The sequence below is a fragment of the Rossellomorea aquimaris TF-12 genome (assembly GCF_001648555.1).
Classification (GTDB): domain Bacteria; phylum Bacillota; class Bacilli; order Bacillales; family Bacillaceae_B; genus Rossellomorea; species Rossellomorea aquimaris.
Genome location: NZ_LQXM01000002.1, coordinates 70548 through 93800 on the forward strand (window position 1 = coordinate 70548; position 23253 = coordinate 93800).

A 23253-nucleotide genomic window follows, 5' to 3' on the forward strand; every position below is an offset into this window, starting at 1 on the left:
AGGAGCAATCTAAATGAATTACGAAAAAATTCAAAATGCAGCCAATCACTTGAAAAATCAATATACTGGACAACCGAAAGTAGGGTTAATTCTAGGGTCTGGTTTAGGAGTATTAGCTGATGAAATTCAAAATTCGGTTAAAATTCCGTATAAAGAAATACCTGATTTTCCAGTATCAACTGTAACGGGTCACGCTGGTCAGCTTGTATTTGGTCAATTAGCAGGACAAGAAGTGGTCGCTATGCAAGGACGTTTTCATTATTATGAAGGGTATGGATTTGATAAAGTCACATTCCCTGTCCGTGTAATGAAGGAATTGGGCGTGGAAATTCTAATTGTGACAAATGCCGCCGGTGGAGTGAACGAAAATTTCCAAGCAGGCGACTTGATGTTAATTTCTGACCATATTAATAATATGGGAGGCAATCCATTAATAGGAGCAAATGATTCCCGTTTGGGACCAAGGTTCCCGGATATGTCTGAAGCTTACTGTAAACAATTGCGCCAAAGTGCGAAAGAGATTGCAGAATCACTTTCTCTAAAAGTCCAAGAAGGGGTTTATGTAGGGAATACAGGTCCTACATATGAAACACCTGCTGAGGTGCGTCTTGCACGCACACTTGGAGGAGATGCTGTTGGGATGTCTACTGTGCCTGAAGTCATCGTAGCTCGCCATGCAGGTATGAAAGTTCTGGGAATATCATGTATCTCTAATATGGCAGCTGGTATTTTAGATCAACCTCTTTCCCACGATGAAGTAATCGAAACGACTGAAATGGTACGTGCTAATTTCTTATCATATGTAAAAGCAATTGTGAAATCTCTTTAAACAGTCTCTCTTCAACAAAAAAGAGAGTGACGGGAACGGAAAGTAAGGACTTTGATTGGCAGACCTATATAAACAAATATATTAAAGTTGGTGAAAACAATGAGAATGGTTGACTTAATAGAAAAGAAACGTGAAGGTAACGAATTAACAACGGAAGAAATCAGATTTATTGTGGAAGGGTACACGGATGGAACGATTCCAGATTATCAAGTAAGTGCTCTAACAATGGCGATTTTCTTTAAAGATATGAGCGACAGAGAGCGTGCAGATTTAACAATGGCTATGGTCGAGTCTGGGGATCAGATTGATCTATCTGCTATCGAAGGAATCAAAGTGGATAAACACTCAACAGGAGGAGTAGGCGATACGACAACATTGGTCCTTGGGCCACTAGTTGCTTCAGTAGGAGTGCCTGTTGCGAAGATGAGTGGTAGAGGGTTAGGGCACACTGGAGGCACAATTGATAAACTTGAAGCGGTTGAAGGATTTCATGTGGAAATTGAAAATGATGAATTCATTCGACTGGTTAACAAGAATAAATTGGCTGTTATCGGACAAAGTGGGAATCTAACGCCAGCGGATAAAAAGTTATATTCATTAAGAGATGTAACCGCAACAGTTAATAGTATTCCTCTTATTGCCAGCTCCATTATGAGCAAGAAAATTGCTGCAGGTGCTGATGCAATTGTTCTTGATGTGAAAACTGGTGCCGGAGCTTTCATGAAAACATTAGATGACTCTAAAGACCTTGCAAAAGCAATGGTGAATATCGGGAATAACGTTGGAAGAAAGACAATGGCTGTTATATCCGATATGAGCCAACCACTTGGTTTTGCCATTGGGAATGCTTTAGAGGTAAAAGAAGCAATCGATACGTTAAAAGGCGAAGGTCCAGAAGACTTAACAGAATTGTGCTTAACTTTAGGAAGTCACATGGTCTACCTTGCGGACAAGGCTACTTCTCAAGAAGAGGCAAGAGACATGCTACAAAAAGCAATCCAAGATGGGTCAGCCTTAGAAAACTTTAAGGTATTCCTTGAATCACAGGGTGGAGATGCTTCAGTTGTAGATGATCCATCTAAACTTCCTCAAGCAAAATTCAAGGTGGAGCTTGAGGCAAAAGAAGACGGATATGTATCAGAAATAGTTGCAGATGCTGTTGGCACAGCTGCAATGTGGTTAGGTGCAGGAAGAGCGACAAAAGATTCTGTTATTGACTTAGCAGTTGGATTAGAACTGCGTAAGAAAATTGGAGATTCTGTAAAAGTTGGAGAGTCTATCGTAACGATTTACAGCAATCAGGAAAACCTGGAGGATGTAAAGAATAAACTTTACGAAAGTATTGAGATAAGCAGTGAAAAAGTGGATGCTCCTATCCTCATTCATACAGAAATCACAAACTAATATTCGAAAGCCCTTGCCTGGAGGATTCTCTAGGCAAGGGCTTTTTTATGTGGCCATTTTTAAATGACTCTTTTTCTAAAATAACATCAATCTTTAAGAAAAGAGCCTAAATTTTTGTATTTATTTGTATAAAATTGGTCATGATGGAAAAAATGGGTCTATGAGTATTGAATTAAACAAGATTTGATTGGAGGACGGTATGATGAAACGTTGTGTGTATATATTAATGGCATTTTTTCTCTTAACCTCTTTATTTCCTTCTATGATGTTCGCTGAGGAAAAGAAATCTGAGCTTGCTGAAGTAGCGAAATCTGCCATTCTAATTGAAAGAGATACTGGTACGGTGCTGTATGAGAAAAATAGTCATGAAAAGCTGGCACCGGCATCCATGACAAAAATTATGACCATGCTATTAATTATGGAAGCCCTTGAAAAGGGTCAAATTAAATGGGACGACAAAGTTCGAACAAGTGAATACGCAGCTTCAATGGGAGGTTCGCAAATTTTCCTTGAGCCAGGAGAAACAATGACCGTAGAACAAATGCTTAAAGGGATTGCGATTGGATCAGCAAATGATGCTTCTGTAGCAATGGCAGAACATATTGCAGGAAGTGAAGAAAACTTTGTTAACAATATGAATAAGAAGTTAAAAGAACTTGGGTTAAAAGATACACAGTTTAAAAATACAACTGGTCTGCCTTCAAAAGAGCATTACAGTTCCGCTCATGATATGTCTATGATGGCAAAAGAACTTTTAAAATATAATGACATCACAAAATTCACGGGAAGTTATGAGTCTTACTTACGTGAAGACACCGATAAAAAGTTTTGGCTCGTAAATACCAATAAACTAGTACGTTTTTATGACGGTGTAGATGGATTGAAAACGGGTTTCACAAATGAAGCGAAATATTGCTTAACAGCTACGGCAAAGAAAGACAATATGAGAGTCATTGCAGTAGTATTTGGAGCTCCAACTCCAAAGGAACGAAATAATGAAGTAAGTAAGATGCTTGATTATGCCTTTAATCAGTATCAAACAAAGCCTTTATACAAAAAAGGGGATTCAATCGAGAAAGTAAAGGTTTCAAAAGGGAAATCGAATAAAGTTGAAGCTGTAACGGATGAGCCAGTATCTATATTGACTCATAAAGGAGAAAAATTGGATGGGGTAACGAAAGTCATTACTTTATCAAAAGACCTGAAAGCCCCAGTCAAAAAGGGAGATAAAGTTGGAACATTGACGGTTATGAATAAAGGAGAAAAAATGTTAGAAACGCCACTAGTAGCTAAGAAGGATATGGAAAGTGCAAGCTGGTGGGAGTTATACAAAAAATCCTTTGGATTGTTTACAAAGACAAATAAGTAAATGCAAATTATGACGAATTCCTTCTAGTTTTGTCATGGAGAAGGAATTTAATATAGCGATAGCGAAATGACTCACTATACGACAGAGAAGGAGGCTTTCTGATAGTGAGTCTTGCTATTAACTTAGAAGTTAAAAAAGATGTCTTGTGCATAAGATTAAGTGGAGAGTTAGATCATCACACTGCCGATGATCTGAGGGAAAAAGCTTCTACCCTAATTGAACGAGAGAATATCAAGCATATTATCATGAATTTAGAGGAACTAAGCTTTATGGACAGTTCAGGCTTGGGTGTAATTTTAGGTCGATATAAGCAGATTAAGCAAAAGCATGGAGAAATGGTTGTATGTGCGATATCCCCATCTGTAAACCGATTATTTGAAATGTCAGGATTGTTTAAGATTATTCGTCTTGAGCCATCGGAAGAAAACGCATTACAAAGATTGGGGGTCGCATAAAATGAGAAATGAAATGAATATCCAGTTTAGTTCTTTAAGTCAAAACGAGTCTTTTGCAAGAGTGACGGTTGCTTCTTTTATCGCTCAATTAGATCCTAATATGGATGAATTAACAGAAATCAAAACAGTTGTTTCAGAAGCTGTGACAAATGCTATTATTCACGGGTATGACAACAAGCCTAATGGAGTTGTGTATATTTCCGTCATATTGGAGGAAGATGGATTTATCGATATGACCATACGTGATGAAGGCATTGGCATTGGCGATGTGGAGGAAGCGCGTCAGCCATTATATACCTCTAAGCCTGAATTAGAACGTTCTGGAATGGGTTTTACCATAATGGAAAATTTCATGGATGAGGTAGAAGTGTCATCACACCCTGGTACAGGCACTACGGTAAGACTGAAGAAGCACTTGACCAATAGTAAAGCGCTATGCAATTAAGGAGTCGTGCCTATGGATGTCGAAGTGAAAAAGGATAAAGAACAGCCCTTTTTGAAAGATCATGAAGTCAAAGCCCTCATTAAACAAAGTCATGAGGGAGACCAAAGTGCTAGAGACTTAATCGTTCAAAAAAATATGCGATTAGTTTGGTCAGTTGTTCAACGATTCCTCAATAGAGGCTATGAACCAGATGATCTTTTTCAAATAGGCTGTATCGGGTTGCTGAAATCAGTGGATAAGTTTGATTTAAGCTATGACGTAAAGTTCTCTACCTATGCTGTTCCTATGATTATTGGAGAAATTCAGCGTTTTATTAGAGATGATGGAACGGTAAAGGTAAGTCGTTCTCTAAAGGAAATGGGGAATAAGATTCGCAAAGCGAAAGATGAATTATCAAAGAAATTCGGTCGAGTACCAACTGTTAGTGAGTTAGCAGAGCACCTTGAATACTCTATCGAGGAAGTGATTATGGCGCAAGAAGCGAGTCGTACTCCTTCATCGATTCACGAAACAGTCTACGAAAATGATGGAGATCCCATCACACTATTAGATCAGATTGCTGATAACACAGATCATAAATGGTTTGACAAAATTGCTTTAAAGGAAGCGATTAGGGAATTAGATGATCGTGAACGATTGATTGTTTATTTGAGATATTATAAAGATCAAACACAGTCTGAAGTGGCAGATCGATTAGGAATATCTCAAGTACAGGTATCCCGACTTGAAAAGAAAATTTTGCAAACCATGAAAGAACAAATGTACACAGAGTAGATATAATCCTGGTGTTTTTGTGTTTCTTAAACGGAAGAAACATAGAAGCATTAGGGTTATTTTTGTTTATGTAAACACCTGTTGCAAAAATCCCACAATTTGAAGTAAATCAGCCATTACATAAATTAATTCCGTTAATACATACTATTGGTACGAGGGGAAAATCATGTTTTCAGGAAGTGATTTCGCATGGAAGGAATTGTGTACATTCGATTACGGAACCGTGTTCAAGTGAAAGAAGAAAGCTTAGTGAAACTCCATCAACTTGCACAAATTATTGCACCCGAATACGTTTTAGAAGAATTGAAGCAAATTCCTATTCATCAAGTGACCGCCAAGGATAAAAATATTATCGTTATCGATGTTATGAAAGTAATAAACAGTATTTTAAACAAAAAACCCCAACTAGATATTCAAACAATTGGACCGACACAAAGTATTATTGAGGTTATTTATAAGAAAAAGGCCGTCTCCTTTCCTTTGTTCATATGTGTCTGGCTGCTTTTATTTATAGGAGCCGCCATGGCTATTATGAATTTTCACGAGGATGTCAGTATGCGTGAGGTTCATCAACGATTGTATCACTTTGTAACTGGGGAAGAGGACCCCCATCCCTTGCTCTTTCAAGTACCTTATTCATTTGGATTAGGACTAGGAATGATTTTATTTTTTAATCATGTTTTTCGAAAAAGACTTAATGAAGAACCTAGCCCTTTGGAGGTTGAAATGTTTAAATACCAGCAGGATTTAGACCAATATGTCATACTCCATGAAAATAAAGAAAGTATGAAACATATAGATGACAATTAGTGTATTACTAACGGCATTTATTGGTTTTGCAGGTGGGTTAGCTGTAGGTTCTGGATTTGTCGCTTTCTTAACTGTTTTAGGAATCATTCCAAGATTGACTCAATTAACGAAAACGATGAAAATGATTCATTTTTATGAACTTGCAGTTGTGACAGGAGCGCTGGTAGGGGGTTTCATTAGCCTAAATGAAGTAACTCTTCATTTCACTCCATTTATCTTGGTCCCTCTTGGTTTAGCTAGTGGCATTTTTGTAGGACTTCTGGCGGCAGCCCTTACTGAAGTATTAAATGTGTTTCCTATACTAGCAAAACGGATAGGAATCGAAGGGAAGATCGTTGTTTTAATAATGGCAATTGTTTTAGGGAAAATATTCGGCTCACTCTTTCATTGGATTTTCTTAGTGCATCTATAATAGATAGGCAGGGGTTACGATGGTCAAAAAAAGAAAGGTGATATTAATTACAGATGGGGATGAATATGCCAAACGCGCAATAGAGCGAGTCGCGAAGTCCTATGGCGGGCGTTGTATATCAAGCTCAAAGGGAAACCCATCTGTATTAACTGGATCAGAAGTAGTAAAGCTAATTAAAAAAGCAAAGAACGACCCCGTCTTTGTAATGTTTGATGATAGTGGATTCTTGGGTGAAGGAGCAGGGGAAAGAGCCTTAAAGCATGTGGCCAATCATCCCGATATTGACGTATTAGGGATTATAGCGGTGGCTAGTAAAACAAGACAAGCTGAATGGACAAGGATAGACGTTTGTGTCGATAAATTTGGAAATTTAACACCGTATGGGGTAGACAAATTTGGAGTGCCTGAGCTTGAAATGGGCAGATTAAATGGTGACACTGTTTATTGTTTAGATGAACTAAATGTACCTATCATTGTTGGAATCGGCGACATAGGAAAAATGGCAAAGCGAGATCATTACTCACAAGGAGCTCCCATTACAAAAAAAGCAGTTGAAATCATCTTAGAAAGGAGCGGATACAATGCATCAAAAACCTGAAAATACGCCAATATCAAAGGATTTATCAGTCACTGAAGAATACATGAAAAATCATGTAGGGCTAAAAACAAGTTTCGATATTGGTGTTAGAAAGCTAATGATATTAAAAAAGGGAGTTCAAATTTATTACATCAATGGATTAACTGATGCCGCTTATATCATACAGATTGTCGAAGAACTTGTAGAGATTAATGATCATGAGAGAGCGACAAGTCGATTGTACGAAATTGTTTACAACCGTCTCGTTCATCAATCCGTAGAGCCTGTTAAAACCATTGAAGAAGCAGTAGATGAAGTATTGTCAGGTTTGATAGCAGTATTTGTTGAAGGGTATCAAGAGGCAATTATTGTTGATGTTCGAAGTTATCCAGGAAGGCAGCCATCGGAACCAGATACTGAAAAAGTAGTAAGAGGATCACGTGATGGATATGTAGAAAATATTATTGTCAATACAGCCTTGACAAGAAGAAGGATACGAGATCCTAGACTCCGTTTTGAAATTTTTCGGATTGGGGAGAGATCGAAAACAGATATATCTATTGCCTATATTGACGATGTTGCCAATCCCAGTCTCATTGAAGTAATAAAAAAAGAGCTGAAGAGTATTAAGATTGATGGTTTAACAATGGCAGACAAAACGGTAGAAGAATTTTTAGTAAAGCAAGGCTATAACCCATATCCATTAGTAAGGTACACAGAAAGAGCAGACGTAGCAGCTACACATTTATTGGAGGGACACGTCCTAATCTTTGTAGATACGTCGCCAAGTGTCATCATTACACCCACTACTTATTTCCACCACCTTCAACATGCAGAGGAATATCGTCAGTCACCTGCAGTTGGAACTTTTGTAAGGTGGACACGGTTTATGGGAGTTCTGGCTTCACTTTTTTTACTTCCATTATGGTATTTATTCGTTTTAGACCCGTCGTTATTACCTGAAATGATAAAATTTGTAGGACCTAATGAACAAACCAATATTCCAGTCATTGTGCAGTTGTTTATTGCGGATTTCGGGGTTGAAATGTTCAGGGTCGCGGCCATTCATACTCCAACGCCTCTGTCCACTGCAATGGGTCTTATCGCAGCTGTATTAATTGGACAGATAGCCATCGATGTAGGGTTGTTTCAGCCCGAGGTCATTCTGTATGTAGCTGTTGCTTCGATTGGAACGTTCGCAACACCAAGTTATGAATTAAGTGCTGCAAATAAGATTTCAAGACTCTTTTTACTAATAGCCGTTGCCCTCTTCCATATTCCTGGACTGATGATTGGGAGCACACTTTATATTTTATTTGTGACTAGCATTAAGTCACTGAATACACCGTACCTATGGCCGTTAATGCCGTTTAGTCCGACGGATTTTGTGCAAATTCTCATTCGTCGATCTATGCCTGGTGCAAAAATAAGACCTAGTATTGTTCAGCCACGAAATAAATACAAGCAGCCTGCAAAATCTTAGAATATTGCAACACCTCTCATTCTGTGTTAAATTACTTTTAATTACTAAAGGAATAAAGAGGGGAATGAGGGTTTTCATGCATCTTCATGGATCAACAAAAATTAATGCTACAGGACATTTAACTATAGGTGGGGTAGATACTGTAGAACTTGCAGAACAGTATGGTACCCCACTTTATGTATATGATATTTCGTTAATAAGAGAGCGAGCTAAAGGGTTTAAAGAAACCTTTGAAACTCTTGGTGTAAAGGCGGAAGTTGCCTATGCAAGTAAAGCATTCTCAAGTATTGCTATATTTGAATTGATGAAGGAAGAAGGTCTCTCTCTTGATGTAGTTTCTGGAGGAGAGTTGTATACAGCCCTTAAAGCGAATTTCCCTCCAGAGAGAATACATTTTAATGGTAATAATAAATCCATTGAAGAATTAAACATGGCCGTTGAAAACAAAATTGGCTGTATTGTGGTAGATAATTTTTATGAATTGGATCTTATTAAAGAAATTTCTCAACGGATAAATCAGCCTACTAAAGTTTTGCTAAGAGTTACTCCTGGAATTGAAGCTCATACACATGATTATATATTAACTGGCCAGGAAGATTCCAAATTCGGTTTTGATTTAGGTAACGGCCAAGCTGAAAAAGCGATGAAGATGGCAATGGAAGCAGAAACAATCGACTTATTAGGGTTGCATTGTCATATTGGCTCTCAAATTTTTGAAACTACGGGCTTTATTTTAGCTTCTAAAAAAATCATGGAGAAGATTGCTGATTGGAAAGCGCGCTATCAATTCATCCCGAAAGTAATTAACTTAGGAGGAGGATTTGGGATTCGCTATACAAAAGAGGATGACCCCATTCCACCTTCTCAATATGTAGAAGAAATGATTTCGGCAGTGAAAGAGGAAGCGCTGAGACTTCATTTGGAAATGCCTGAAATTTGGATTGAGCCTGGACGTTCCCTTGTAGGGGATGCTGGAACAAGCCTTTATAAACTAGGTTCACGAAAAGAAGTGCCAAATATTAGAAAATATTTAGCTATCGATGGTGGAATGAGCGATAACATCAGACCAGCACTTTATAATGCAAAATATGAAGCAGTCCTTGCCAATAAAGCAAATGACAATCCTGAAGAGACTGTTTCAATTGCAGGTAAATGCTGTGAATCCGGGGACATGTTGATTTGGGACCTTCCTCTTCCCCAGTCTGTGGCCGGTGATATTCTAGCTGTTTTTTGTACAGGTGCCTATGGTTATTCTATGGCGAATAATTACAATCGAATTCGTAGACCAGCCGTGATTTTTGTGGAGGATGGCGAATCCAGACTCGCTGTAAGAAGAGAAACATATGAAGACATTATCGCTCTGGATGTACCTCTAATGAAATAATCTAAAGTGGCCAGACGAGTTTATTCGTCTGGCCCTCTTTCACGGCTTTTTATATTTCATACTTTAATAAATTTATATTTTACTATACAATAACAATGACTATTAAAGGTGAATATAGTGTAAGTAAAGGAGCTCGTAATGAAGATTAGCAATGTAAAACTATTCTTGTTTTTATTAGTATTCGGTCTGCTTTGGGGAATAATTTACTGGCTCTTCCTAGCAGGGAACTGATCCCTTAAGTTGATTAATAATAGTAAATTTAGTAAGATAGATAAACGTTCTGAATGATCGACAGCTACAACCAAATCGTACACATCTTATTTGTGGTAATTGATTGTTAAAGGCCGACAATAGATACAAGTGCCTTAAATTGAAATAAAATTTCTAGTTTTTGTCTATAATGTTGGTAAAAGGTTTAGGCATAAAACGTAACGAGGGGTAAATATGTTAATTCGGTATAAAAAGGCGTTTGAGAAGATTGCAATGGGGTTATTATCTTTCATGCCAAATGAAAAGGATTTGAAAAAGCTTCAACAAACAATGAAGCAATACGAAACTGAAGATAATTGGCAGCTTTTTTTATGGAAAGAAGAGGACATAGTTGGTTTAATAGGGGTATTTAAAACAGATACCACTTTGGAAATACAGCATATATCAGTCAACCCTTCCCACCGCCACGAAGGAATTGGGAAATCGATGGTAAAGCACTTAAGGGATATGTTCTCAGAACATACAGTAAAACCAAACTCTGAAACCGCATCATTTTTTGGAAAGTGTGATGAAGAAGAAGTCATTTGAAAGTGATGCAAAAAGGAGACTAGCCCATCTTGCTCAAACAGTAGATTTGAGATGGTTTAGTCTCCTTTTCTTTTTCGTAATGCATTCTTACGTTCCAAAATAACCGGAGTTCGGTCCCGAAGAGAATGCCTGTGAATGAGTTGTTTGTTGGATAAATCACTGGGAGAGCACCATGTGAACCCTTTTTGTGAGCATAGTGATTGAGCTTGATTTAACAGTGATGAATCTGTGATGGGTAGGTTAAGGCTTACATAGGGCTTATTAGATGCAAGACGTTCCTTAAGGTCACCAAGCAAATCTTGAAGTTTGGCTCCATCTAATCCTAACTGCTCTAGTTCACTCACATTATTATTGATGTTCTTTAATGCTTTATCGAGAGTTCTCGACGCCCCCGGTAAATTGTTTCTTCGGTAGTGATAAAGACTTACAGCAATCTGTATCAATCCTACCCAATGAGATGCGCGGTTTTTTGGATCAACTTCCTTCCAATATTCTTCTAGTACTTCATGGCATTCAAAGTAATCACGGCTTCCATGAAAGTAGATTAAATAAAGTAAATAAGGTTGTGGGTAATTCATCCTTAACCTCCTTTGCTATTAAAGTGTAGCATATTCTATACACACCCCAAAACAGTTAGTCTGTTGACCATCTAATACAAAAAATGTATTGGAGATTAGAGTGTCAATCTACTATACTATTAAGTAGCTACTCGAGGATGACTGCAATTAGAAATTTGGTGATAAAGTGGAATACAATGTTAAAATAGACGCTTTCGAAGGTCCTCTCGATCTTCTTCTGCATCTAATAAATTCGTTAGAGATTGATATATATGATATTCCGATGGCTCAAATTACTGAGCAATATTTATTATATGTACATACGATGAAGGATTTGCAATTAGACGTTGCAAGTGAATATTTGGTAATGGCTGCAACCCTTTTAGCAATTAAAAGTAAAATGCTTCTTCCAAAACACGATGAAGCTCTCTTAGATGATGATATTGAATTTGAAGACGATCCCCGAGATGAACTAGTAGAAAGACTGATTGAATACCGTAAATTTAAAGAGGCTGCCAATGAATTAAAGCAACGTGAAGAGGAAAGAGGACAATTTTATACAAAGGCTCCTAGTGACCTGTCTGAGTATACTGAAGAAGTAGATACAAAAAGTAATGAAATCCAAGTCTCCCTATACGATATGCTAGGTGCCTTTCATAAATTACTTAGACGTAAAAAACTCCAAAAGCCTGTTCAAACCAGAATAACAAGACAAGAAATATCCATCGAGACAAGAATGCAAGATATTCTCAATACTCTACACAAAATAGAGGGACGGACCTCATTTACAACTCTTTTTCAAGCAGAAAATAAGGAACATCTGGTTGTCACCTTTTTAGCTGTTTTAGAATTGATGAAGAGGAAGCAATTAATTGTAAGTCAAGAAACAAATTTCACAGAAATTTTCGTTGAATCATCGAAGGAGGTAGGGCTTGTTGAACATCATTAATTGGAAAGGGATACTAGAAAGTTTACTTTTTGCAGCAGGAGATGAAGGCCTTTCATTAAAACAAGTCTGCTCAGTCCTTGAAATTGAAGAAAGTAAAGCACTAGAAATTCTTGAAGAACTGAAGCAAGACTATGAAAGAATAGAAGAAAGAGGCATATACATGATTGAACTAGCTGGAACGTATCAGCTAGTGACAAAAAAATGTAATGCTGATTATTTAAAAAAGCTAGTAGAGTCACCTAATGTCAGCTCCTTATCTCAAGCGGCGTTAGAAACTTTAGCGATTATTGCCTATAAACAGCCCATAACGAGAATGGAAATTGAGCAAATTAGAGGGGTGAAAACAGAGCGCCCTATCCAGACTCTCATGGCAAAAGGCTTAGTTAAAGAAGTTGGAAGGGCTGAAGGAACCGGGCGTGCCTATCTGTTCGGAACAACAAAAGAATTCTTAGACTACTTTGGTTTAAATAATGTCGATGAACTTCCTCCTCTTCCAGAAAATATTCAAGATGAATTTATGCAGGACGAAGCAGATCTGTTTTTTGAAAAATTTCAAGAAACAATAGAGGCGAAGGAATAAAATAGTGTAATATTAGTAAATATAGGTAAATAGGCAGGGGCTACTTCTTATTCCCTGCCTCACTTATGAGTGGTTATTTCAGAAAATTCAATTAATCAAGCGCTGGGTAGGATTAGAGATGGAGGGGACTAAATGTGCAATCTTCTAATTAAATCTCAAGTTCAAGAAGTTCAAATTTTTCTCGAGGAAGAGGTAGATAGAATTGAAGGATATTTGAATGCAACGACTATTACAAGTCTATTATTAGAAAAACAGGGAGATCGCGCCTATTTTGAAGGGTTGCTTTCAAATTTAAGGAGACTACTTGTTTTTTGTGAGGAAGGACTTGATAAGTGTATCATTGTGTTACAAAGCGAGCCTTTCATGAAAAATCTAGCAGAGAAAACGCTCTATAAAATCTATCATCAATGCATAGAAGAGTTTTTTTCACCTCGTTACGACTTGTGGTTTGAAGATAGTAGAGCTGCATACTTAGAGTCCAATTCCATTCGATTCCGTCAAGAGCCCCCAAAAAGCTTTGCTCACCTAATAAATCAAGTAGAGATAGAGTTTCGTAGTATGCGTGAAGAACTGGAATACTACGAAACAGATTACAAAAGAAAAACGCTTCTTTCTAAAGGGTCATAAATTAATAAAACAACACTGAAAAGAAACTCTTTTTCAGTGTTGTTTTTTTGTACATGCATCTTAGAGGACATTGTGGATACTGTTCCAATCAACAGTTCAGTTGATCTCAGTAATAATAGAGCCAAGGTTACGTTTTATATAAGGCTCTTTTCGTAAACTTTGTTTTTTTAAAAAAAAGGAAAGAAGTGGTTGATTGCAGCGAGAGGTTCTCGCTTTCCCCCTCAGCATCTTGCGAATACTGGTTGACAGAGCCATTAAGAGACTCATGTTATAAACAACAACCTTTGCAAAAAGAACCTATATAAAAGTATGGAATGTTTTCCTTTTCAATCATAATACACCTTGTCCTGCATACACTTGTACAAATACTTATCGAAGAATTAAAGGAGTAGATGGCTGTGAATTCAAAGAGAAGGAAATTTTACATATATTATTTACTTGTGTTCACTTTGTTATTCGGTGTGGTATCAAAAGAAGTTCAAGCATCCCCTTCAGTTAGTTCAGAGCGAGCTATTCTAATGGATCAAGAAACGGGGAGAGTTCTATTTGAAAAAGACGCACATACCAAAAGCAGAATAGCGAGCATCACAAAAATAATGACAGCCATCCTTGCGATTGAGTCAGGAAAGATGGAGGAAGAAGTAACTATATCGAATAATGCAGCAGGGACTGAAGGGTCATCTCTATTTCTTAAGGCAGGAGAAAAAGTAAAATTAGAGGATTTAGTATATGGACTTATGCTACGTTCCGGGAATGATTCAGCTGTTGCTATTGCCGAATATGTAGGTGGAAGTCTTGAGGGTTTTTCTTATCTAATGAATAAAAAAGCAAGTGAAATTGGGATGAAGAATTCTCACTTTTCAAATCCTCATGGCTTGGACGACCATGAAGATCATTATTCAACGGCTTATGATATGGCTATATTGACAAGGTATTCTATGGAGAATGAATTATTTCAAAAGATATCTGGAACAAAGGTTCATACCTCTCCTAACCCGGAAGAGAAATGGGATCGAAAATGGAAAAACAAAAACAGATTGTTAACGGAGCTCTACAAACATAGTACGGGTGGAAAAACAGGGTATACAAAATTGGCGAAAAGAACTCTTGTTTCAACAGCTTCAAAGGATGGAGAGCATTTAATTGCTGTAACACTAAACGGTCCTGATGATTGGAATGATCATATCGGAATGTTTGAATATGGATTTAAACAATATGATTATAAAATTGTATTGGAAGAAGGGACAATTGATAAAATAAAAAACAGCATTTATAAAGATCATGCGTACCTCAAAAGGGAAGCAGTATTAATGTTAAAGGATGATGAAGTTGAAAACGTGAAGGTAGAATATAAAATGTTAAAACCGAAAAAAAAATGGTTGAAAAATGAGCACGTTCCAGAAGTGGTAGGGAATGCTGTAATCTATTTAGATGGTGAAAAAATAGAGACATTGCCAATCTTCTTTAAAGTAGAGAAGGAAGAAGAGGAACCAAGCTGGTGGGAATTCTGGGCCTATTCATTTCAATCTATCTTAGGGGTAGAGGGGAATGGTTAATCTAATCTGGGTAGGAATGACCTTAATTGGATTACTATTTGCCATCGTCAATGGAAGAATGGAGGAAATCAACGAGGCGATATTCAACTCAGCAAATGAAGCTGTAACACTTTGCATAGGATTAGTCAGTGTACTGGTGTTTTGGTTAGGTATTATGAGGATAGCCCAAGAGGCTGGATTATTAGATAAACTTGCCAAGTTATTTAGGCCATTTGTAAAACGGTTATTTCCTGAAGTGCCTAATGACCACCCTGCCATGGGGTATATTTTATCAAATATGATGGCGAATATGTTCGGACTTGGAAATGCCGCTACCCCTTTAGGAATAAAAGCAATGGAACAATTAAAAGAGTTGAACGGGGGAAAAGATTCAGCGAGTCGTTCGATGATTACCTTTTTAGCTATTAATACATCCAGCCTGACGATTATTCCAACGACAGTCATAGCGATTCGAATGAAATATGATTCTGCTTCTCCCACTGAAATCGTGGGACCAACTCTAATTGCCACATTATTATCAACGATCGGTGCAATTATCATAGATAGATATTTTCATTATAGGCGTTCTCGACGAGAGGTGAAGTAGATGCAGTGGATTTCAACTATTTCTTTATGGTTAATCCCAATAATGATTGGATTTATATTAGTCTATGGAACGTTTAAAAAGGTTCCTACTTACGAGGTGTTTGTAGAAGGTGGAAAAGAAGGGATTAAAATCGCTGTCTCCATTATCCCTTTTCTAATCGGGATGCTTGTAGCAATCACTGTCTTTCGAGAATCCGGTGCCTTAGAATTTTTTGTGAATCTTATTAGACCAGGATTGATCGCATTGGGTATTCCGCCTGAAATCGTTCCCTTGGCTATTATCCGACCTATTTCAGGTACTGCTGCATTAGGGATGATGAGTGATATTGTCGCTGCCTATGGACCGGATTCTTTTATTGGGAGGCTCGCATCTACTCTCCAAGGAAGTACAGATACAACTTTGTATGTTTTAACAGTTTACTTCGGAGCAGTAGGAATTCGCAAAATGGGGGATGCCTTGAAAGTAGGGTTATTAGCGGACCTTGTAGGAATTGCGGCAGCAATCATGATTGTGACAATTATGTTCTCCTAACTTCATTTGGCATAAAGAAAACGGCTATAATAGGCTGTTTTTTCTTTATGCCTTTCTATTTTGTCTGGATTATGTAATAATTCATGAAGACAAATGTATTGAAACTTAAATGAGGTGAAAGACCGTGGAACGTTTACAAAAAGTAATTGCTCATAGTGGCGTAGCTTCTAGACGTAAGGCAGAGCAATTAATAATAGAAGGTAAAGTAAAAGTAAATGGAAAAGTTATAAAGGAATTAGGAACAAAGGTTTCGAATTCAGATAAAATTGAAGTAACAGGTGTTCAAATTGAACGAGAAAACAAAGTGTATTACATGCTATACAAACCAAGAGGTGTCATTTCGGCTGTATCTGATGATAAAAACCGTCCTGTTGTAACAGAATTCTTTCCGGAAATCCAAGAGCGAATTTATCCTGTAGGACGCTTAGATTATGACACGTCAGGTATTCTAATTCTAACAAACGACGGTGAATTTGCTAACTTGCTTATGCACCCTAGTAATGAAATAGAGAAAACCTACGTAGCTAGGTTAAAGGGAATTCCTTCAAAATTTAAGATTAGAGAACTTGAAAAAGGGATCAAATTAGAGGATGGGATGACCGCTCCTGCTAAAGTTAAAATGTTAAGTATGGATAAAAAACAAGAAAAAGCGATTGTTGAAATAAGCATTCATGAAGGAAGAAACCGCCAAGTGCGTAGAATGTTTGAAGCGATTGGACATCCTGTACAGAAGCTGAAAAGAGAAAGATTTGCTTTCTTGACCTTACATGGATTAAATGCAGGAGAAGGAAGAGAATTAACTCCCCATGAAGTGAAACAACTTCGTGCCCTTGCAGAAACCGGTAACTTGAAATAAAACTTAATAGCTAAAGTGTCACACATCCTTCATATAATTTACACTATCTCTAAAGTGATAAATGGTATAATGGGAATGGAATTTTACCCCGAAAAGATGAATGGGATATTTCCTTTCTTATCATGCAGGTATGGACATAAAATACTGCAGGGACTGATCTTCTAAGAAATATCTTATGAAATCAGGCCCTTTGCTCATGTTAAGAGAGGATTTTTCCCATCTTTCTAGATCGATTTTTATTTGGGAGGCATAATGAAATGGATAAGAAGAAACGCAGATTGCTTATTCGTACGATTATTTTAATTGTACTTACTTCTGCGGTTGCATATACGTTATATGCTAACTTTACGAAGGATGAACGAGGAAAATTAAAGGTAGGAGACCAGGCACCTGATTTTGTTTTACAGGACATGGAAGGAAATGAGCATAAGTTGTCAGATTATAAAGGACAAGGTGTGTTCTTAAATTTCTGGGGGACCTGGTGCAAACCTTGTGAAAAAGAAATGCCTTATATGAATAATCAATATAAAAAATATAAGAATCAAGGTGTCCAGGTTTTAGCAATCAATGTTGGGGAATCGAATTTCCTCATTAACCGTTTTGTTTCTAAGCATAACTTAACGTTTCCCATATTAGTTGATAAAGAAGATCAAGTCCAACACGCATATGGAATTGATCCTTTACCGACGACTCTTTTAATTAACCCCGAAGGTGAAATAGAAAAAATCATTACTGGTACTATGACTGAAAATGATATAAAAGAAGACATGGAAAGCATCAAACCTTAAATGAGCGTTCGCTTAACCTGACATAAGGAGTTTTAGCATGAAAGAAATCAAATGTGAGTGTGGTCATGTAAACCCTAATGGTACAATCCTCTGTGAGTCCTGTGGACGTGCCTTAACGGAAGAAGCTCGATCAGAAAAGCTTCATGATATGCGTTACGAGGGTAGTGCAAGACGTTCTCAAACATATAATAAATCAATTATTGATAAAATATGGAACTTTTTCTCCTCTGTAAAAGTAGGGGTATGGTTAATTGTTTTGACGTTAATAGCATCGGCAGTCGGAACCATATTGCCACAAGAACAGTATATTCCGTCTGCTCAACCGGCGAGTGAATATTATAAGGACGTATACGGTTTCTTCGGTGAATTGTATTACGTTTTAGGGTTTCATGACTTATATAGCTCCTGGTGGTATTTACTTTTAATTGCTTCTATTGGAGTTTCATTAGTCATTTGTAGCTTAGACAGGGTTATTCCACTTTATCGAGCATTAAAGAATCAACGTGTATCCAGACACGAAGGGTTTTTAATGCGCCAAAGAATATTTGGAAAGACTGACATAACAGATATCGATCAACCCTTAAGTGAGATAAAGAAAAAATTAAGTGCAAAAAAATATAAAATCAGAGAAGAAAATGGGAACATCCTGGCAGAAAAAAATCGTTTCTCACGATGGGGCCCATATGTTAACCATATTGGATTAATTATCTTTCTTATCGGGGGAATGCTCCGATTTGTCCCAGGAATGTACCTGGATGAAACCGTCTGGATTCGAGAAGGGGAAACGAGAGCTGTCCCTGGAACTGATCAGGAATATTACTTAGAAAATAAAGATTTCACTTTGGAAACGTATGATAAAGATACTGATAAAGAAGTGTTTGGACAAGCAATTGACAAAGCCGGCACAATAGCGAAAAATTTTCAGTCAGATGTGATCCTTCATAAAGTCCCTGGTGAAGGCTTGCCAGGACAAACAACAGAACGAAAAAAAGTAAAGGAAGAGTCAATAAAAGTAAACCACCCACTTAAGTTTGACCATTTTGCTGTTTATCAAACAAGCTATAAATTAGATGAGTTTAAATCTATGTCATTTACTTTGGATAATAAACAATCGGGAGAAACATTTGGTGAGTTTACCATCGACTTGTTTGATCCACAAGATTCGTATACATTCGAAGATGGTTACAAAGTTGAATTAATGGGATATTATCCGGACTTCTCAGGGTTTAATGAGGCGGGAGAACCTCAAACAAAATCTCCTCTTCCGAATAACCCGGCCTTTTTAATTAAAATGTTTTCACCTGAAAAACCAGAAGGTGAAATTAGCTTTGTAGGGATTAAAAAAAATCTTGAACCTCTAGGTGAGAATCAATATAAGTTGTCATTTGCTGGAGTGGATACAAGGGATGTCTCTGCTCTAACTGTGCACAAAGATTTAACATTATGGATATTGGCAGTCGGTGGAGCCATCTTCATGATAGGGGTAATACAAGGTGCCTACTGGCATCATCGTAGAATTTGGATTAGACGCAGCGAGGGTGGAGTAATGGTCGCTGGTCATACGAATAAAAATTGGCACGGATTGAAAAATGAGATTAAATTTGTTTTAGAAGACACAGGAATAAACGAGCCTGAAGATCAACAACAAAAAGATGAAGTGGGGAGGAATGAAGATGACAACAACATCAATGGCTGAATGGAGTAGTAATCTGCTCTATATTTCTTTTATTATGTATTTAGTCGCAACGTTGTTTTTTGGAGGAAGTATTCGTCAAAAGAATACGACTGAGACAAATCAACAAAAATGGGGGTATATTGGAATTATCCTTACGATTATAGGTTTTGTTGCTCAAATTGGTTATTTTTTCTTAAGATGGGGAGCGGCAGGCCATGCACCTGTAAGTAATCTATTTGAATTTACCACCTTCTTCGGAATGATGCTTGTCGGAGCATTCATTATCATTTACTTTATGTATAAGTCGACTGTTCTTGGAGTCATTGCCTTGCCTTTCGCTTTACTGGTCATTGCGTATGCAAGTATGTTCCCTAAAGAAATCAATCCTCTTATACCAGCATTACAAAGTGATTGGTTAAAGATTCATGTAACAACAGTTTCAGCTGGAGAGGCAATATTATCAATTAGCTTTGTTGCGGGACTCATTTATTTATTGAAATCTGTTAATCATGTTAAGGGTAGCAAACAATCATTTTGGCTAGAAACAGTGATGTATGGGATGATAGTTGTATTAGGTTTTGTTGTTGCTTCAACAACATTTACCTTAACGAACTATGAAGCCCAGTTCCAATATGTAGACCAAAAAGGAGCTGAGGCAATTTCTGAGTATACATTACCAGCCATTGTCGGACCCAATGAAGGCGAATTATTAACAGGAGATGGCATGGAACCACTTGTAGAAATGCCGGCCTTAATAAATGCGAAAAAATTAAATTCGGTTATTTGGTCATTTCTTGTGGGCACAGGGATATATCTTCTCTTACGTTTAATTTTAAGAAAGCGTATTGCTGCAAAATTGCAACCATTAGTAAAAAACGTTAACTTGGATTTAATGGATGAAATTGGATATCGTTCAGTATTAATCGGTTTCCCTGTCTTTACTCTTGGTGGAATCATTTTTGCTATGATATGGGCTCAAATCGCATGGACTAGATTCTGGGGCTGGGATCCTAAAGAAGTGTGGGCTTTAATTACATTTTTATTTTATGCAGCCTTTCTTCATCTTCGTCTCTCTAAAGGATGGCATGGGGAAAAATCTGCCTGGTTAGCAGTCGTAGGTGTAGCGATTATTTTATTCAACCTAGTGGCGGTTAATTTAATCATTGCTGGTTTACATTCATATGCTTAAAGAAATATTTTAAAGAGGAGGCTGACATTCATGAGAGTAAAATTCTCTTTGAGTCAGCTTCTTTTTTCGTTTAAAATATAGGATAATATGTTTTACATAGACAAAAGGGGGATTTTTTGTGGAAGAGAATATTCGAATTCTAGTAGTAGATGATGAAGACCGTATTCGAAGACTTATAAAGATGTATCTTGAAAGAGAGAACTATGAAATTGATGAAGCGGAAAATGGAGAAGTTGCCTTAGAAATGGCACTTGAAAATAATTACGATTGTATCCTGTTAGATATTATGATGCCTGGCATGGATGGTATCGAAGTGTGTAAGAACCTTAGAGAGAAAAAATCTACCCCTGTAATCATGTTGACTGCCAAAGGGGAAGAAGTGAATAGAGTTCAAGGATTTGAAGTAGGAACGGATGATTATATCGTAAAGCCTTTTTCTCCAAGAGAAGTAGTCTTGAGAGTGAAAGCACTTTTAAGACGCTCATCAAAGGCAAGTTTAATACCAGCTGATTCTAAAGCAAAGGACCTGATTGTGTATCCTCATCTAACCATCGATAATGATGCCCATCGAGTAACGGCGGATGGAAAGGATGTTAACTTAACACCTAAAGAATACGAGCTACTCTATTTCCTTGCTAAAGCGCCAGATAAAGTGTTTGATCGTGAACATTTACTAAAAGAAGTATGGCACTATGAATTCTTCGGAGATTTAAGAACTGTTGATACGCATGTGAAACGCTTGAGAGAAAAATTAAATAAGGTTTCTGAACTAGCTGCCAAAATGATTGTAACGGTATGGGGAGTTGGGTACAAATTCGAGGTAACGAATGAATGAGGCTTTGGCGTAGTGTCGTAGGGAAGCTTTGGCTCACCATCTTACTATTGGTTTCATTTGTATTGTTTATCCTAACAATCCTTTTATTAGAGTTCTTTCAAAACTATCACGTAAATGAAGTGGAAAAAGAATTAACCAATACAGCCGAAAAAGTAGCCAGAATAATAGAAAATCATAAAGACTTAAATTTAGGAATGGAGCTTGGGAAGGAGATCATTGATGAACCAGTCAATATTATGATTTCTCTTGAACAAGATGAATCACTCTATTCAAATGATTCCTCAAGCAATCAATATAACATACGTGAGTACATACTTAATGACAAACAATTACAATCAGTAAAATCGGATGGAAAGACAGTTAAGAAAGAACTTGAATTTTCTTCAGACTTTTCGTCCAATCGTTATGAAAATATCATTATTATTGGTACTCCCTTAAAGGTTAATGAGAAGGATGGGGCTGTCTATTTATATCAATCACTCGGTGTGATTAAGGATACGACACGTCAAACAACAAAACTTATTTTGTTGGCTGCCGGAATTGCCATCATTCTCACAACCATATTTGCATTTTTCCTCTCTACAAGAATTACAGCACCACTAAGAAAAATGAGAGAAGCGGCTTTTGAAGTGGCTAAAGGAAAATTCGATACCAAAGTACCAATTTTGACAAAAGATGAAATTGGTGAGCTTGCTACTGGATTTAATCAAATGGGAAGACAACTCAAATTCCATATTAATGCGTTAAGTCAGGAAAAAGAGCAGCTTTCCAGTATCCTAAGCAGTATGGCAGATGGGGTTATCACCTTTAACCGTGATGGCACCATATTGATTACAAATCCTCCAGCGGATCGTTTTCTCCAGCATTGGTATTACGAACAAAGCGAAGCAACGGAAGAAGCCATCCCCACAACGGTGAAAGAATTACTTCAAAGTGTAGTAGTGACCGAAATGGAGCAAACGGATGAATTGAGCTTACAGGGTAGATCCTATGTTGTTATCGTCAGTCCTCTATACAACAATAACACTATTAGAGGAGCAGTGGCCGTTGTACGTGACATGACGGAGGAAAGAAGGCTGGACAAGCTTCGTAAGGACTTTATCGCGAATGTTTCCCATGAGCTTCGCACCCCCATTTCGATGCTACAAGGATACAGCGAAGCTATTGTAGATGATATCGCTGAATCAGAAGAAGAGAAAAAGGAAATAGCTCGTATCATTTATGACGAATCTTTAAGAATGGGACGCCTGGTGAATGATCTCCTTGATTTAGCGAGAATGGAAGCAGAGCAAATTACTCTTAATAAAGATGTGGTAACAGTCATGCCTTTTACAGAAAGAGTAACGAATAAATTTATCGGCTTAGCTAAGGAAAAGAAAGTAAATATTTATTTTGAAACAAATGTTGGAATTAATAGAGAAATTCTTATGGATCCTGATCGAATCGAACAAGTATTGACAAACCTTATTGATAATGCTTTACGACATACTCCTCAAGGAGGAGAGGTTACCGTTTCTTTATCCGAAAGCAATGATGGGTATCTGTTTAATGTTAAAGATACTGGTTCTGGTATACCTGATGAGGATTTACCTTTTGTATTCGAGCGCTTCTATAAAGCAGATAAGGCAAGGACTAGAGGGAAGTCAGGTACTGGTCTAGGTTTGGCGATTGCGAAGAATATTATCGACTCTCATAAAGGACATATTCAGGTTCAAAGCAAGCTTGATCAAGGAACAACCTTTACCTTTTTTCTTCCTTATCAGGCATAAATCGTGTTTTTACTA

General features: G+C 37.3%; 25 protein-coding genes. 24 read left to right on the plus strand and 1 reads right to left on the minus strand.

What is annotated here, in order from left to right:
• The first annotated feature begins 13 nt into the window (after positions 1-13).
• The 12 genes from IQI_RS00500 (at position 14) to IQI_RS00555 (ending at position 10740) form a co-directional block, all read left to right on the plus strand.
• Entirely contained in the window at positions 14-829 is an 816-nt protein-coding gene (locus IQI_RS00500) for a purine-nucleoside phosphorylase (protein ID WP_064090964.1), read from the plus strand.
• Positions 830-928: 99 nt separating this feature from the next.
• Positions 929-2233, plus strand: a complete 1305-nt coding sequence (locus IQI_RS00505; RefSeq protein ID WP_064090965.1) for a pyrimidine-nucleoside phosphorylase — start codon at positions 929-931, stop codon at positions 2231-2233.
• Positions 2234-2435: 202 nt separating this feature from the next.
• The gene (locus IQI_RS00510) at positions 2436-3602 is read left to right on the plus strand and encodes a D-alanyl-D-alanine carboxypeptidase family protein (protein ID WP_064090966.1); all 1167 of its coding nucleotides are present in this window, start codon (positions 2436-2438) and stop codon (positions 3600-3602) included.
• A gap of 104 nt (positions 3603-3706) precedes the next feature.
• Complete coding sequence (gene spoIIAA / locus IQI_RS00515; protein ID WP_064090967.1) at positions 3707-4057, plus strand: anti-sigma F factor antagonist; 351 nt, start codon at positions 3707-3709, stop codon at positions 4055-4057.
• Between the two features lies 1 nt (position 4058).
• Positions 4059-4502 (plus strand): anti-sigma F factor, encoded by a 444-nt coding sequence (gene spoIIAB / locus IQI_RS00520; protein WP_064090968.1) that lies wholly within the window; start codon positions 4059-4061, stop codon positions 4500-4502.
• Between the two features lie 12 nt (positions 4503-4514).
• Positions 4515-5276 (plus strand): RNA polymerase sporulation sigma factor SigF, encoded by a 762-nt coding sequence (gene sigF, locus IQI_RS00525; protein ID WP_064090969.1) that lies wholly within the window; start codon positions 4515-4517, stop codon positions 5274-5276.
• A 189-nt stretch (positions 5277-5465) separates the two neighbouring features.
• On the plus strand, positions 5466-6086 hold the full coding sequence (locus IQI_RS00530; protein WP_064090970.1) for a stage V sporulation protein AA: 621 nt from the start codon (positions 5466-5468) through the stop codon (positions 6084-6086).
• Entirely contained in the window at positions 6076-6498 is a 423-nt protein-coding gene (locus tag IQI_RS00535; protein ID WP_064090971.1) for a stage V sporulation protein AB, read from the plus strand. The genes IQI_RS00530 and IQI_RS00535 overlap by 11 nt, the downstream gene beginning before the upstream one ends.
• A 19-nt stretch (positions 6499-6517) precedes the next feature.
• Complete coding sequence (locus tag IQI_RS00540; protein WP_064090972.1) at positions 6518-7096, plus strand: stage V sporulation protein AE; 579 nt, start codon at positions 6518-6520, stop codon at positions 7094-7096.
• Positions 7080-8558 (plus strand): spore germination protein, encoded by a 1479-nt coding sequence (locus IQI_RS00545; RefSeq protein ID WP_064090973.1) that lies wholly within the window; start codon positions 7080-7082, stop codon positions 8556-8558. Before IQI_RS00540 ends, IQI_RS00545 begins: the two co-directional genes overlap by 17 nt.
• Positions 8559-8634: 76 nt before the next feature.
• Entirely contained in the window at positions 8635-9942 is a 1308-nt protein-coding gene (gene lysA / locus IQI_RS00550; protein WP_064090974.1) for a diaminopimelate decarboxylase, read from the plus strand.
• A 444-nt stretch (positions 9943-10386) separates the two neighbouring features.
• Positions 10387-10740, plus strand: a complete 354-nt coding sequence (locus IQI_RS00555) for a GNAT family N-acetyltransferase (RefSeq protein ID WP_064090975.1) — start codon at positions 10387-10389, stop codon at positions 10738-10740.
• Between the two features lie 56 nt (positions 10741-10796).
• Here IQI_RS00555 and IQI_RS00560 read toward each other — a convergent pair whose 3' ends face one another.
• A complete protein-coding gene (locus IQI_RS00560; protein ID WP_064090976.1) occupies positions 10797-11318 on the minus strand; it encodes a DUF309 domain-containing protein in 522 nt (173 codons plus the stop codon).
• A 166-nt stretch (positions 11319-11484) separates the two neighbouring features.
• Between IQI_RS00560 and IQI_RS00565 the strand changes: the two genes are divergently transcribed.
• The 12 genes from IQI_RS00565 to IQI_RS00620 all read left to right on the plus strand — a co-directional run bounded on the left by IQI_RS00565 (position 11485) and on the right by IQI_RS00620 (position 23238).
• Complete coding sequence (locus tag IQI_RS00565; protein WP_064090977.1) at positions 11485-12246, plus strand: segregation/condensation protein A; 762 nt, start codon at positions 11485-11487, stop codon at positions 12244-12246.
• A complete protein-coding gene (scpB, locus tag IQI_RS00570) occupies positions 12233-12826 on the plus strand; it encodes an SMC-Scp complex subunit ScpB (protein WP_064090978.1) in 594 nt (197 codons plus the stop codon). The genes IQI_RS00565 and scpB overlap by 14 nt, the downstream gene beginning before the upstream one ends.
• A 132-nt stretch (positions 12827-12958) precedes the next feature.
• Positions 12959-13453 carry a DUF3907 family protein gene (locus tag IQI_RS00575; RefSeq protein ID WP_064090979.1) on the plus strand — a complete coding sequence of 165 codons (495 nt, stop codon included), beginning with the start codon at positions 12959-12961 and terminating at the stop codon, positions 13451-13453.
• Between the two features lie 392 nt (positions 13454-13845).
• A complete protein-coding gene (locus IQI_RS00580) occupies positions 13846-15009 on the plus strand; it encodes a D-alanyl-D-alanine carboxypeptidase family protein (protein ID WP_064090980.1) in 1164 nt (387 codons plus the stop codon).
• Positions 15002-15595: a nucleoside recognition domain-containing protein gene (locus IQI_RS00585; protein WP_064090981.1), complete on the plus strand. Its 594-nt coding sequence runs from the start codon at positions 15002-15004 to the stop codon at positions 15593-15595. Before IQI_RS00580 ends, IQI_RS00585 begins: the two co-directional genes overlap by 8 nt.
• Positions 15596-16126 carry a spore maturation protein gene (locus tag IQI_RS00590; RefSeq protein WP_064090982.1) on the plus strand — a complete coding sequence of 177 codons (531 nt, stop codon included), beginning with the start codon at positions 15596-15598 and terminating at the stop codon, positions 16124-16126.
• 124 nt (positions 16127-16250) lie between these two features.
• A complete protein-coding gene (locus tag IQI_RS00595) occupies positions 16251-16982 on the plus strand; it encodes a pseudouridine synthase (protein ID WP_064090983.1) in 732 nt (243 codons plus the stop codon).
• Between the two features lie 257 nt (positions 16983-17239).
• Positions 17240-17770: a thiol-disulfide oxidoreductase ResA gene (gene resA / locus IQI_RS00600; protein WP_064090984.1), complete on the plus strand. Its 531-nt coding sequence runs from the start codon at positions 17240-17242 to the stop codon at positions 17768-17770.
• A 37-nt stretch (positions 17771-17807) separates the two neighbouring features.
• Entirely contained in the window at positions 17808-19466 is a 1659-nt protein-coding gene (gene resB, locus IQI_RS00605) for a cytochrome c biogenesis protein ResB (RefSeq protein ID WP_064090985.1), read from the plus strand.
• A complete protein-coding gene (gene ccsB, locus IQI_RS00610) occupies positions 19459-20634 on the plus strand; it encodes a c-type cytochrome biogenesis protein CcsB (RefSeq protein WP_064091059.1) in 1176 nt (391 codons plus the stop codon). The genes resB and ccsB overlap by 8 nt, the downstream gene beginning before the upstream one ends.
• 118 nt (positions 20635-20752) lie before the next feature.
• Entirely contained in the window at positions 20753-21469 is a 717-nt protein-coding gene (locus IQI_RS00615) for a response regulator transcription factor (protein WP_064090986.1), read from the plus strand.
• Positions 21466-23238: an ATP-binding protein gene (locus tag IQI_RS00620; protein WP_064090987.1), complete on the plus strand. Its 1773-nt coding sequence runs from the start codon at positions 21466-21468 to the stop codon at positions 23236-23238. Before IQI_RS00615 ends, IQI_RS00620 begins: the two co-directional genes overlap by 4 nt.
• Positions 23239-23253 lie beyond the last annotated feature (15 nt).